Here is a 12,765-nt window from a genome sequence, read left to right as displayed (position 1 = left end):
AACCGGATCAAAGAGTTCCGTTCGCTGGTCTCGACGTCCGTTCGCCGCCAGCGCTCGGATGCGCACGGCGGTGGGATGGACCCATGACAACGACTTACGGAACCCTGCACGGCAAGATCGCACTGGTCACCGGCGGCAGCCGCGGCATCGGCGCGGCGACGGCACTGCGGCTCGCGCGGGAGGGCGCGGACGTCGCCGTGACCTACGTCAGCGGCAAGGAGGCGGCCGAGGAGGTCGTACGGGCCGTCCAGTCGCTGGGGCGGCGAGCGGTGGCCCTGCGGGCGGACGCCGGCGACGCGGACGAGGCGGAGGGCGCGGTGCGGCGTACGGCGGAGACACTCGGGGGTCTGGACGTGCTGGTGAACAACGCGGGCGTGGGCGTCCTGGGCCCCCTGGAGGGACTGTCGCTCGCGGACGTGGACCGGGTTCTCGCCGTGAATGTCCGGGGCGTCTTCCTGGCCTCCCAGGCAGCGGCCGCCCGCATGACGGCAGGGGGTCGGATCATCACGATCGGCAGCTGCATGGCCCAGCGGGTGCCGGGCCCGGGCGGAACGCTCTACGCGACCAGCAAGTCGGCCCTCGTCGGCCTGACGAAAGCCCTGGCGCGAGAGTTGGGGGCGCGCGGCATCACCGCGAACATCGTCCATCCCGGTCCCATCGACACGGACATGAACCCGGCGGGTGGTCCGTATGCGCCGGACCAGGCGGCGATGACCGCCCTGGGGCGGTTCGGGACGGCCGACGAAGTGGCGGGGACGGTGGCGTATCTGGCGGGGGCGGACTACGTCACGGGGGCGGAGTTCGCGGTGGACGGGGGCCACGCGGCGTGATGCGGGGGTTTTTTCGCCCCCGCCGCCCCTACCCGTCCCGCCCCTGGGGGCTGCCGCCCCCAGACCCCCGCTTCGGCCCTGAAGGGGCCTCGTCCTCAAGCGCCGGACAGGCTGAATGATGCCGGCCGGCGTTGACAGGCCAGGCCCCCTACGGGTGGGTGGGGCTAGGGACGGCGCGACCCCGTCCTCAAACGCCGGGCAAGCCGAAATGCCCGGACCGGCGTCAAGAGGTCAAGCCGCCTACAGGGCTGAATAACGCAGGCCGGCGACCAGAGGCGGAGCTCCCCCGCCGGAAGTCGAACGCCGGACGGGCTGGGGTTTCCCGGCCGGCGTTTCGAAAATGCTGCCCGGAGGTGTCGCCTGCTCAGCCGCCCAGTTCCTGGTGCCGGGCCGCCAGTCCCGCCGCTCCCTGCTCCGTGAGCGAGCCGTGCAGTCGCAGTCGGGAGATGCCGCCGTCCGGGAAGATGTCCACGCGCGCGTGGGTGCCGACGGCGGGGGTCGGCAGGACGAAGCGGTGGTTGGTGTCGGGCTGGAGGCGGGTGCGCGGGAGGATCTCGGTCCACTCACCCTCCTCGCCGTCCTTGACCGACACCGACGCCCAGCCGGCGCTGTTGCCCTTCAGGTACGCCGTGTCGATCTCGATCGCCCGGATCTGGGACTGCGCCACCAGCCGGTAGCGGATCCAGTCGTTGCCCTGGTCGCGGCGTCGGCGGGTCTCCCAGCCGTCGTCCATCTTGCGGGAGCGGCCGGGCTGGATGGTGTTCGTGGCGGGTGAGTAGAAGAGGTTCGAGGCGTCCTCGACCTGGCCGCCGTTCTCCAGGGCGACCACGTCGAAGGTGCTCAGCACCTCCAGCCACCGCGGGTCCGGTGCCACCTCGCCGTACACGCGCAGGCGGGCGACGCCGCCGTCGGGGTGCTGGTTGACCCGGAGGTGGGTGAAGCGCTGTTCGACGGCGATGGAGAAACCATTCGCCGCGTGTCCGCCCACCGGGGTGCGCGGCACCAGCGTGGTCCACTTCACGTCGTCCGCCAGGAGTTCCTCGGGCGACGGCGAGCCCGGCACCGACGTGCCCTCGATGGACACCGCCTGCGGGTAGTTGCCGCGGAAGTGGGCCGTGTCGACGACGATCCCGCGGATCACCCCGGGCGCCCCGAGGCGCACCAGCGCCCAGTCGTGGTCCTCGGCCGTCGGCCAGGGGTGGTCGGCGGACGCGCCGCGGCGACGCCTCGTCTCCCAGCCGTCCATGATCTTGCCCTTGTGCCCGAAGTGCTCGGGGTCGAACTCGGCCCGCTCGGGCACCAGCAGGTTCTCGCGCTGGGCGAAGAACTCGTCGTTGGCGGCGACGACACCCGCGCCGAGCCGGCGGTCGGCGAGGTTGGCGTACTGGGTGAAGGGGAAGTCGGCGGTGCGGTAGTCCGCGTACGGGTCGCCGCCTCCGTAGGGGTTCGCGTCGCCGGTGAAGCTGGGTATCGCCGTCACGAGGTGTGCCTTTCAGGAATCGGCCGCTGCGGGTGCGGGAGGGTGGAGGAGTGGTCAGCGGGCGCGGGCGAGCAGGTGGCCCTTCGGGTCGGTGAACTCACCCTCCGCGACGATGCGTTCGCCTCGCAGCCAGGTGGATTTCACGACGCCGTACAGGGTCTTGCCCGCGTACGCCGTCACACGGTTGCGGTGCTGGAGGGCGGCCGGGTCCACGGTGAACGTCTCGTCGGGCGCGAGGACGGCGAAGTCGGCGTCTCGGCCCGCCTCGATGGCGCCCTTGCGGTCGTCGAGCCCGACCAGTTCGGCGGTTCGCGCGGACATCCAGCGGACCACGTCCTCCAGACCGTGCCCGCGCCGGCGGGCCTCGGTCCACACCGCCGCCAGGCTCAGCTGGAGCCCGGAGATACCGCCCCAGGCGGTCGCGAAGTCGCCGGTCTTCAGGTCGGCCGTGGACGGCGAGTGGTCGGTCACCACGCAGTCGATCGTGCCGTCGGCCAGCGCCTGCCAGAGCAGGTCCTGGTTGGCGGACTCGCGGATCGGCGGGCAGCACTTGAACTCGCTGGCGCCGTCCGGGACTTCCTCGGCGGTGAGGGTCAGGTAGTGCGGGCAGGTCTCGACGGTGATCCGTACGCCGTCCCGCTTGGCCTCGGCGATCAGCGGCAGCGCGTCGGACGAGGACAGGTGGAGGACGTGCACGCGCGCGTGGAGGCGTCTTGCCTGGGCGATCAGCTGGGCGATCGCCGTGTCCTCCGCGTCGCGCGGGCGCGAGGCCAGGAAGTCGGCGTACTTGGGGCCACCCTGCTGCGGGGCGGCGTCGAGGTGGTGCGGGTCCTCGGCGTGCACGATCAGCAGGCCACCGAAGGAGGCGATCTCCGCCAGGGACTGGGCGAGCTGGTCCTGGGACAGGTGCGGGAACTCGTCCACGCCGGACGGCGACAGGAAGGCCTTGAAGCCGAAGACGCCGGCCTCGTGCAGCGGGCGCAGGTCCTTGACGTTGTCGGGCAGGGCGCCGCCCCAGAAGCCCACGTCGATGTGCGCCTTGTCGGCGGCCACGTCCTGCTTGGTGCGGAGGTGCTCGACCGTCGTGGTGGGCGGGAGGGAGTTGAGCGGCATGTCGACGAGGGTGGTGATGCCGCCGGCCGCCGCCGCGCGCGTGGCGGTCCAGAAGCCCTCCCACTCGGTGCGGCCGGGGTCGTTGACGTGCACGTGCGTGTCGACCAGGCCGGGCAGCAGGACGTCGTCGCCGAGGTCCTCAAGCCGGGCGCCGGCCGGGACTTCGGCGTCGTACCCGAGTACGGCCGTGATCTTGCCGGCGGAGACCGCGACCGAAGCGGCCCGCGTCCCCTCCGGAGTGATGACGCGCGTCGAGCGCAGCACCAGTTCGACGTCGGACACCCGGACCCCTCTCTGCCGCCGTTAACTTCCGCGTAACGGAATTCAACTTTCTGTTGAAGGAGTCTCCGCTCCCGTTCCCGTGCCGTCAAGGGCACACTTCTCCACAGTGCACCCACCCCACGCACTCTGGACGTTTCCACAAAGCGGAATTAGAATTCCAGCACGCAGAACGTAGCTACGTACAAGCGGGGAGTCAACCAACTGGCGGGTAGGCTTGCGCCCTCCCACCGGTCCCGAAAGGAAGCGCCGTGCCGACGTCCAGCGCCAGCACCACCGACTCCGCCAGGTCCAGCAACGGCGGCGGTGTCCAGTCCCTCGAGCGCGCCTTCGACCTGCTGGAGAGGATGGCGGACGCGGGCGGCGAGGTGGGTCTCAGCGAGCTGTCCGCGAGCAGCGGGCTGCCGCTTCCCACCATCCACCGCCTCATGCGGACGCTCGTCGCGTGCGGATACGTACGCCAGCAGCCCAACCGCCGCTACGCGCTCGGCCCGCGCCTGATCCGCCTCGGTGAGTCCGCCGCCCGGCTGCTCGGCACCTGGGCCCGGCCCTACCTCGCCCGGCTGGTCGAGGAGACCGGCGAGACGGCCAACATGGCCCTGCTCGACGGCGACGAGATCGTGTACGTCGCCCAGGTGCCGTCCAAGCACTCGATGCGCATGTTCACCGAGGTCGGCCGACGCGTGCTGCCGCACTCGACCGGTGTCGGCAAGGCGCTGCTCGCCGGGTTCCCGCCGGAGGAGGTGCGCGCCCTGCTGTACCGCACCGGCATGCCCGCCGCCACGGAGAAGACGATCACCACCCCGGACGGCTTCCTGGCGGCCCTGGAGGACGTGCGACGCAACGGCTACGCGATCGACGACAACGAGCAGGAGGTCGGCGTCCGCTGCCTGGCGGTCTCCGTCCCCAACTCCCCCACCGCGGCCGCGATCTCGATCTCGGGCCCGGCCGGCCGTGTCACGGAGGCCGCGACGGACAAGATCGTGCCGGTGCTGCAGCAGGTGGCCGGCGAACTGTCCGAGGCACTGGCCAGCCAGAACCACGCCTGACGGCCATGCAGCGCTGGCCCGGGCGGTACACCGACCGGCACGGCTCGGAGGAGATCGTCTTCGAGTCCGACGGCCGGGAGTCGATCCGTACGACGATCAGGGGTGTCGTCTTCGAGGGCGACATGATGGACGACCTCGGCGCCCTGAGCGGGACCCCGCCCGAGCAGGTGTTCTCCTTCCTCGACGGGGCCCTGTGCTCCTGCCTCCTGGAGTGGGAGGTGCCGATGCCCGTCGAGGTCGAGGGGCAGGGCGTGCGAGCGGGAGTGCTGCACTGCGCCCTGCGGCTCGGGGAGCCGGTGGGCCCGGGCCTGGACGAGCAGAGCCTGATCACCACCCTGCGCCTCGACGGGCACGAGTACCGCAACACGGAAAGCCAGGACGAATTCGAGGGGGCGCTGCACGACATCCAGCGCCAACTGCCGCGAGGGGCACGGATCAAGGCGTGCGTCGCGTGCGCCTGGTCCGACTACAGCCCCGGCGGCCCCCCGCTGATGGCGGGGCTGGCCTGCTTCCGTGACGCCAAGGACCTCTACCGGCGGTGCGACGGCAAACACGGCCCGCACGGCATCTTCGCGATCTGGCAGGAGCGCACGGAGTTCGTACAGGAGACATGGCTCTGCGAGGAGTTCGAGCACCGGACCTCGGACCGGGGCTACCGGGGGCCGTTCCCCTACCTGGGTCCGCTCCGGTGAGCTAACCCCGCCCGCGCGACTGCTCCCCGAACAGATCCACGGCGTTACGAACATCCGACAAGCCCCGCGACAACGCGCTCACGGACCCGATCGCCCCCGCGATCAAGAGCAAGGACCTCCGCAGCCGCGGTGTCTCCGGCACCCCGTCGACCGCCATCGCGGCCAGCGCGGCAAGCTCGTCCTCGGCGATGACCCGGTCGGGGAACTCGGAGGGATGCGCGGCGAGTTCGCGGCGCAGACGTGACACCGCCGTCCGCAGTTCCGCCACCCTCGGGTCCTCGTCGCTGCCCGTCACCGGCCTCTGTCCCAAGCTCCGCAACACAGCACTCCCCCCTCGCACGCCGTTGTGCGCCAGTAGTCCCGCTCCCCCATTGAGCCACCCTGGCGTTGGTCGGGCGCCGGGACGCGGGTCAGTAAACGCCACCCCTGCCGGGCGCGCCACCGTACGGACCGAAATTCAGCCCAAGGAAACCCGGCGCACCCGTGGGCGTCAGGTATGCAGGACGCATGACGGAGAAGGAAGCACCCCAGGTCGCCGGTCTGCTGCTCGCCGCGGGCGGTGGACGACGGCTCGGCGGACGCCCCAAGGCACTCCTCCAGCACCGCGGCCGGCCGCTCGTCGAGCACGCCGTCGGGGTGCTGCGCGCGGCCGGCTGTGCCCGCGTGCACGTGGTGCTGGGCGCGCAGGCCGCCGCCGTACGGGAGCGGGCGGAGCTCAGTGACTGTGTGCTGGTGGAGAACCCCGACTGGGCGGACGGGATGGGCTCCTCCCTGCGCGCCGGGCTCGACTCGCTCGCCGGTACGGGGGCGAGGGCGGCGCTCGTCTCGCTCGTCGACCAGCCCGGCATCGGAGCGGAGGCGGTCGCGCGCGTGCTGGCCGCGTACGAGGACGAGACGTCGCTCGCCTCGGCCGCGTACGACGGCGTACGCGGGCATCCCGTTCTCTTCGGCGCCGCCCATTGGGCGGGCATCGCGGCGACTGCGACCGGCGATCGAGGGGCACGCGCCTATCTGAAGGAGCGTGCGGCGGCCGTCCGTCTCGTCGAGTGCGGGGATGTGGCGCGGCCGTACGACATCGACACGGAGGCCGATCTCGCCCACCTTGAGTAAGCGCGGTGGCACCCGGAGCCACCTTGCCTCGACTCAGAGAATCTCGATGTCAACAAACAATTGAACTTCCACTATGAGGAAACTAGTATCCACTGTTCAGAAGCGCCCGACCGTTCCCCGGGCGTTCCTCGCCGTACCCGGGAAGACTGGCACCCGGTGCCAAAGCTCGACCGCTCGTCTTCGTTAGCTCGCTGAAGGAAGTGACAGCTCATGTCCGCACCAGCGCCGTCCCCGCTGGCCATCGTCGACGCCGAGCCCCTGCCCCGGCAGGAGGAGGTCCTTAACGAGGCGGCCCTCGCCTTCGTGGCCGAGCTGCACCGCCGGTTCACGCCCCGGCGTGACGAGCTCCTCGCCCGCCGTGCGGAGCGCCGCGCCGAGATCGCCCGTACGTCCACCCTCGACTTCCTCCCCGAGACGGCCGCGATCCGCGCGGACGACTCCTGGCGGGTGGCCCCGTGCCCGCCCGCGCTCCAGGACCGCCGGGTGGAGATCACCGGCCCCACCGACCGCAAGATGACCATCAACGCCCTCAACTCGGGCGCGAAGATCTGGCTCGCGGACTTCGAGGACGCCTCGGCTCCCACCTGGGAGAACGTGATCCTCGGCCAGGTGAACATGGCCGACGCGTACACCAGGAACATCGACTTCACGGACGAGCGCACCGGCAAGTCGTACGCCCTGCGCCCGAACGAGGAGCTGGCCACGGTCGTCATGCGCCCCCGCGGCTGGCACTTGAACGAGCGCCACCTCGTCGACGCGGACGGCACCCCGGTCCCCGGCGCGCTGGTCGACTTCGGCCTGTACTTCTTCCACAACGCCCAGCGTCTGCTCGACCTCGGCAAGGGCCCGTACTTCTACCTCCCGAAGACGGAGTCGCACCTGGAGGCCCGCCTCTGGAACGAGGTGTTCGTCTTCGCGCAGGACTACGTCGGCATCCCGCAGGGCACCGTCCGCGCGACCGTCCTGATCGAGACGATCACGGCGGCGTACGAGATGGAGGAGATCCTCTACGAACTCCGCGACCACGCCTCGGGGTTGAACGCCGGCCGCTGGGACTACCTGTTCTCCATCGTCAAGAACTTCCGTGACGGCGGCGCCAAGTTCGTCCTCCCGGACCGCAACGCGGTGACGATGACGGCCCCGTTCATGCGGGCGTACACCGAACTCCTCGTCCGCACCTGCCACAAGCGCGGCGCGCACGCGATCGGCGGCATGGCGGCGTTCATCCCGTCCCGCCGGGACGCCGAGGTCAACAAGGTGGCCTTCGAGAAGGTCCGCGCCGACAAGGACCGCGAGGCCGGCGACGGCTTCGACGGCTCCTGGGTGGCCCACCCCGACCTGGTCCCGATCGCCATGGAGTCCTTCGACAAGGTCCTCGGCGACAAGCCGAACCAGAAGGACCGCCTACGCGAGGACGTCCACGTCGAGGCGGCCGACCTGATCGCCGTCGACTCCCTGGACGCCAAGCCGACGTACCCGGGCCTGGTCAACGCCGTCCAGGTCGGCATCCGCTACATCGAGGCCTGGCTGCGCGGCCTCGGCGCGGTCGCCATCTTCAACCTCATGGAGGACGCGGCCACCGCCGAGATCTCCCGCTCCCAGATCTGGCAGTGGATCAACGCGGGCGTCGAGTTCGAGAACGGCGAGAAGGCCACCCCGGAGCTGGCCCGCAAGGTCGCCGCCGAGGAGCTGTCCAACATCCGCGCGGAGATCGGCGAGGAGGCCTTCGCGGCCGGCCACTGGCAGCAGGCCCACGACCTGCTCCTGGAGGTCTCCCTCGACGAGAACTACGCGGACTTCCTGACGCTGCCGGCGTACGAGCAGCTCAAGGGCTGAGCCCTCAGGAAACCGTTCTGTCCGAGTGGCCCAGGGGCTTCCCCGGGGCCACTCGGTCGCGTACGGCCTGCTTCACGGCGGTGGGCTCCGGGAACCCCTGTTCCTTGCGGTCCCATACGACCTCGTCGTCGACGCGGACGACGAAGACGCCGCCCTTGCCGGGCTTCAGCGCCAGCTCGGACAGCTCCGCCTCGAAGGTGGTGAGCAGCTCCTGAGCCAGCCATGCCGCGCGTGGCAGCCAGCGGCACTGGGTGCAGTACTCGATCTCCACACGGCCACTCATCCGAGGTGCACCGACCAATCCTGTTCCGCGGCCGGCTTGCCGTGCAGGTCGGGGACCCGCTGCAGCCACTTCGGCCGGCCTTGCTGTGTCCTCGCCGCCCGGAGGGCCTCCTCGGCGGCGAGCTCCTCCCGGCTGGGGAAGTCCGTGGGCAGCCACTGCTGCGAGGCGCGCACGCGCGCGTGGAGGTACGTCACGTAGGCCTCACGTGCCTCGTCGGGTGAGGCGAAGTCGGTCAGCCAGGGATCCGGGACCTCTGCCACGATCTCCCGCAGCAGTTCCTCGGTCACCTTGGGCGCCAGCTCCGCGTCGGCCGCCCGCACGTCCGGGGCGTAGTGGCCCAGGGCGTGGTGGCGGAAGTCGTACGCCTTCTCGGGATCGGAGCCGTCCCAGCGGTGGTGGAAGACCAGGGCCGCCCCGTGGTCGATCAGCCACAGGTGCGGGGGGACGGTCCCGAGGGTGGGCCAGATCATCAGGTTCGAGCTGTGCACCGTACGGTCGACGTTCGTGGTCAGGGCGTCCAGCCAGACGATCCGGCCGGCCTCCAGCGGGTCGACGCGGAAGGCCTCGGCGACCTCCGGGGTGAAGTCCGCCGCGCCCGGCAGATAGTCCATGCCGAGGTTGACCCCCGCGCTGGACGCGTGCAGCTCCCGCACCTCCTGGTGCGGCTCGTGCTCCGCGATCGCGGGATCGAAGTGGACCAGGACCAGTTCGGGGAAGCGCAGCCCCAGGGCGCGGGCCAGTTCGCCGACAATCACCTCGGCGACCAGCGCCTTGCGGCCCTGCGCGGAGCCGGTGAACTTGACGACGTACGTGCCCAGGTCGTCGGCCTCGACGACTCCGGGCACGGAGCCGCCGGACCGCAAGGGGGTCACGTATCGAACAGCAGTCACGTCGCGCAGCACACCGGCCAGGGTAGTTCAGGTCATGTACCGGCCAGCGGGTTGGGAAGAGGCAGGTAGCGGGCGTCGGCGCCGTCCGCGCCCGTCCAGCGCAGCAGCAGGTTGGTCTTGCCGGGGAGGCTTGGGGCCGCGAGCAGCTGCGGGATCTCGGGAAGGTCGTGGCGGGCCAGCTCGCGGCGGGCGGCGGGCCAGGGGTCCAGCGTCGGGTGGCGTTCGACGAGGGCGGCGGCGATCTCGACGAGGTGGTTGACGACCAGGCAGTACACCAGCCGCTCCCAGCCCGCCGCCCGCTCCACCTCGGACAGCAGCTTGACGCCCTCGGCGTCCCGGAAGAGGGCCTGCGCGGGGAGGCCGTCGGCGTCCACGGCGACCAGCGTGTTCTGCAGGTGCGCCTCGAGTACGACGCCGTGGTCGGCGAAGACCGCGAGGGCGGGCGGGACGACCTGGGCCAGGTACGCCTCCCACCAAGCCTCGGGATTCTCGGCGGCGGCGAGCGGGCTGCCCTCGAAGCCCTCGACGAGCCCGGCGGCGAGCAGCGGGGTCGTGCCGGGGAGCAGACGGTCGTGGAAGCCGTCGCGGACCAGGACCGCGAGTTCCTCGAAGGCGAAGTCGGCGGTGCGGTAGCCGCGGTCGCCGAGCCAGCGGGCGGGGCCGTCGAGCGCGGCGAAGGCGGTGGCCGCGGCCGTGTCGGTGCGTCGGAGTTTCAGCAGGTCGTGACGCCACAGCCGGCGGATGTCGTTGGTGATGCGCACGTCCAGGCTGAACTTGAGGAAGAGATCGCGCTCGGGGGCGTACAGCGTGCGGATCGCGGCCGTCGGCCAGGCGTCGAAGCCGGTGGTGCCCAGCCGCAGCAGCCTGCCGTCCGCGAACGCCCCGGCGAGCTCCGGGCCGACCAGGTCGAGCTGCCAGGGGTGCGCGGGCAGCAGCCGGTAGCCGGGCGGCGCCTCGCCGAGGGCGTCCAGGGCGGAGGTGTCACCCTCTTCCACGACCGCGTCCTCGCGCAGGCCGAGCAGCGTCAGCGGGAAGCGGGCGTGCGCCTCGGGAGCGTAGGGCAGCCAGGCCGCGACCGGGCCGCCGCCGCGCGCCTTGGGTGCGGGGTGGTAGGGGTGGCCGGTGAGGAGGGACTGCTCGGAGCGCAGGTACGGGTCGTCCGGGGGCGTCGCACGCGCGCGCGCCGTGAGCAGCGCGGCCACCGCGTCCCGGCTGTCGATCATCTCGGCGGGCAGTTCGTGGTTGGACAGACCGGTGTGGCGGCGCAGTTCGTCGGCGACGAGTTTGACGAGCTCGGTGTGCCCGAGCCGCTGCCAGGCGCCGGCCACCCGCACCTCGGGCTCGGCGGGCCGCCGCTCACCGAGGACCCGCAGCAGGCGGCCCGTGCCGGTCAGCCGGTACACCTGCCGCTCACCGGACCCGCCGTACGGTTCGGCCACCTCGCGCAACAGGCAGTTGAGCAGGGGCGCGACCGCGTGGGCGTCGGCGCGTTCCGCGACGTCGGCGGCGGGTGGAGGGTTGAGGTGCACGCGATCCACTCGTTCTCTACGGTCCGGTCAAGACGGTCTCTACGGTCCGCTCAGGCGGGAAGACGATCAGTATGTCTGTCGTCGGTGCCTGCCCCGACGCCCTACTCGTACCCGAGGAGCCCGCCCGTGCACCGTCCCCCCAGCGCCGAGGCCGAGGTCGCCGCCGAACTGGCCGATGTCCGCCCCGAACTCGCGTCGCGCTACGCGGCCGAGCTCCCCGGGGCCCGCGCGGCGGTGCTGACCCGGCTGTGGCGTGCGCTCACGCACGAACCCCTGCCCTGGGTCGCCGGCCGTGAGCAAGGCCGGGAGGGCCTCACCCTGCGCCTTTCCGACGGCCGTCGGCTGCACGGCCCGCACCCGGACCCGTACGCCACCGCCGCGTACGTCACCGCCGTGCGGCTCGACGAGACGTCGTACGACGATCCGGCCCGGCTGCCGGCCGGCCTCTCCGTACCGCACGGCACGTCCCTCGCCGCCGAACTCGGCCACAGCGTCGCCTCGTTGGCGCTGTCGCGGGCCGGGCAGGGGGCCGGGCAGAACGCTCACTCGAAGGAGTGGCCGTTGCGCGACTGGGAGTGGGAGCAGCGGGTGGTGGACGGGCATCCGTTCCACCCCAACTGCCGTTCCCGGCCCGGTTTCTCGGTCGCCGAGCAGCTGGCGTACGGGCCCGAGCACCGGCCGGTGGTCCCGCTGGGGCTGGTGCCGGTGCGGGCGGACGAGTGCCTGGTGACGGGCGCGTGGCCGCAGGGGATGCGGGACGGGGAGCGGCTGCTGATCCCCGTGCATCCATGGCAGGCCGAGCATGTGCTCAAGCGCCCCCGCGATCCCCACGGCGATGGCATCGCCGCGCATCCGCTCATGTCCCTGCGGACGCTCGCCCTCCCCGAGGGACCGCACATCAAGACCGCGCTGAGTGCCCGGCTGACGTCCTCGGTGCGGGACATCTCGGTGTACTCGATCGCCCTGTCGGCCACGTTGTCGGACTTCGCGGAGACGCTGGCGGCGCGGACGGACGGGCTGCTGCACGTCACCCGTACCTTGGGGGCCGCCACCGCGAACTCACCGGATCTGGCCGCGGTCGTACGCGAGTCGCCGCAGGAGTACGCGGGGCTCGGGGAGCGGGTCGTACCGGTGGCCGCGCTCGCCACCACCGCGTTGCCCGAATCCCCCGCCTGGCTGGCCGAGTTCACGCGTCTCGCCCTCACCGTGGGGCTGCGGCTGCTGGAGCTGGGGGTCGCGCTGGAGGCGCACGGTCAGAACCTGCTCGTGGTGCTGTCCGCCAGCGGCTTCCCGGTGCGCCTGGTCTACCGCGACCTCGCCGACATCCGCGTGAGCCCGGCCCGGCTGGCCCGGCACGGCATTCCCGTGCCGGAGCTGACCGGCCGGATCGTCACGGACGATGTGACGACCCTGCGCCGCAAGCTGTTCGGCTCGCTGGTGGCCGGGGCGCTGGCGGGTACGGCCGGCTCGGGGGCCGCGCTGCGCGGGGCGCTGGAGGCGGTCGTACGGGATCTGCCGGGCACCTCCGATCTGGCGGCGCTGCTCGACGCGCCGCTGCCCACGAAGGCGTTGACGCTGATGCGGCTGTCGCCGGGGACGCCCGGGGATCAGTGGGCGGAGCTCCCCAATCCGCTGGTCACCGAGGTGTTCTGAGCGGTTGACCGGCAGGTGTTC

12 protein-coding genes are annotated in these 12,765 nt (G+C 71.8%); 6 read left to right on the top strand and 6 right to left on the bottom strand.

Annotated elements, in window-relative coordinates:
• Positions 1 to 83: 83 nt before the first annotated feature.
• On the top strand, positions 84 to 830 hold the full coding sequence (locus ACTMVF_RS14115; RefSeq protein WP_441271330.1) for a 3-oxoacyl-ACP reductase family protein: 747 nt from the start codon (positions 84 to 86) through the stop codon (positions 828 to 830).
• A gap of 364 nt (positions 831 to 1,194) precedes the next feature.
• Here the strand turns inward: ACTMVF_RS14115 and alc are convergent, their stop codons facing one another.
• Positions 1,195 to 2,310: an allantoicase gene (gene alc / locus ACTMVF_RS14110; protein ID WP_441271329.1), complete on the bottom strand. Its 1,116-nt coding sequence runs from the start codon at positions 2,308 to 2,310 to the stop codon at positions 1,195 to 1,197.
• Between the two features lie 54 nt (positions 2,311 to 2,364).
• Positions 2,365 to 3,705 carry an allantoinase AllB gene (gene allB, locus ACTMVF_RS14105; RefSeq protein ID WP_441271328.1) on the bottom strand — a complete coding sequence of 447 codons (1,341 nt, stop codon included), beginning with the start codon at positions 3,703 to 3,705 and terminating at the stop codon, positions 2,365 to 2,367.
• A 248-nt stretch (positions 3,706 to 3,953) separates the two neighbouring features.
• Here allB and ACTMVF_RS14100 point away from each other — a divergent pair, with 248 nt between their 5' ends.
• Complete coding sequence (locus tag ACTMVF_RS14100) at positions 3,954 to 4,751, top strand: IclR family transcriptional regulator (protein WP_441271327.1); 798 nt, start codon at positions 3,954 to 3,956, stop codon at positions 4,749 to 4,751.
• Between the two features lie 5 nt (positions 4,752 to 4,756).
• A complete protein-coding gene (locus ACTMVF_RS14095) occupies positions 4,757 to 5,443 on the top strand; it encodes a DUF6304 family protein (RefSeq protein ID WP_441271326.1) in 687 nt (228 codons plus the stop codon).
• 1 nt (position 5,444) lies between these two features.
• On the opposite strand, the gene ACTMVF_RS14090 is transcribed toward ACTMVF_RS14095, so the two are convergent.
• Positions 5,445 to 5,738: a DUF5955 family protein gene (locus ACTMVF_RS14090; RefSeq protein ID WP_441271325.1), complete on the bottom strand. Its 294-nt coding sequence runs from the start codon at positions 5,736 to 5,738 to the stop codon at positions 5,445 to 5,447.
• Between the two features lie 212 nt (positions 5,739 to 5,950).
• On the opposite strand from ACTMVF_RS14090, the gene ACTMVF_RS14085 reads away from it, so the two are divergent.
• Both ACTMVF_RS14085 and aceB read left to right on the top strand, forming a co-directional pair.
• Positions 5,951 to 6,553, top strand: a complete 603-nt coding sequence (locus tag ACTMVF_RS14085; protein ID WP_441271324.1) for a nucleotidyltransferase family protein — start codon at positions 5,951 to 5,953, stop codon at positions 6,551 to 6,553.
• A gap of 210 nt (positions 6,554 to 6,763) precedes the next feature.
• Positions 6,764 to 8,389, top strand: coding sequence for a malate synthase A (gene aceB, locus ACTMVF_RS14080; RefSeq protein ID WP_441271323.1), 1,626 nt, complete (start codon positions 6,764 to 6,766; stop codon positions 8,387 to 8,389).
• Between the two features lie 4 nt (positions 8,390 to 8,393).
• Here the strand turns inward: aceB and ACTMVF_RS14075 are convergent, their stop codons facing one another.
• The 3 genes from ACTMVF_RS14075 to ACTMVF_RS14065 are packed head-to-tail and all read right to left on the bottom strand — an operon-like array spanning position 8,394 to position 11,100.
• Positions 8,394 to 8,672: a SelT/SelW/SelH family protein gene (locus ACTMVF_RS14075; RefSeq protein WP_441271322.1), complete on the bottom strand. Its 279-nt coding sequence runs from the start codon at positions 8,670 to 8,672 to the stop codon at positions 8,394 to 8,396.
• Complete coding sequence (locus tag ACTMVF_RS14070) at positions 8,669 to 9,574, bottom strand: HipA family kinase (protein ID WP_441271321.1); 906 nt, start codon at positions 9,572 to 9,574, stop codon at positions 8,669 to 8,671. The genes ACTMVF_RS14075 and ACTMVF_RS14070 overlap by 4 nt, the downstream gene beginning before the upstream one ends.
• 20 nt (positions 9,575 to 9,594) lie before the next feature.
• Positions 9,595 to 11,100, bottom strand: coding sequence for an IucA/IucC family protein (locus tag ACTMVF_RS14065; protein ID WP_441271320.1), 1,506 nt, complete (start codon positions 11,098 to 11,100; stop codon positions 9,595 to 9,597).
• Positions 11,101 to 11,217: 117 nt separating this feature from the next.
• Here ACTMVF_RS14065 and ACTMVF_RS14060 point away from each other — a divergent pair, with 117 nt between their 5' ends.
• Positions 11,218 to 12,744 (top strand): IucA/IucC family protein, encoded by a 1,527-nt coding sequence (locus tag ACTMVF_RS14060; protein WP_441271319.1) that lies wholly within the window; start codon positions 11,218 to 11,220, stop codon positions 12,742 to 12,744.
• The last annotated feature ends 21 nt before the right edge of the window (positions 12,745 to 12,765 follow it).

Origin of the sequence: Streptomyces sp. SD31 (assembly GCF_052068475.1) — a bacterium.
Lineage (GTDB): Bacteria > Actinomycetota > Actinomycetes > Streptomycetales > Streptomycetaceae > Streptomyces.
This window is presented reverse-complemented; position numbering and strand designations above follow the sequence as displayed.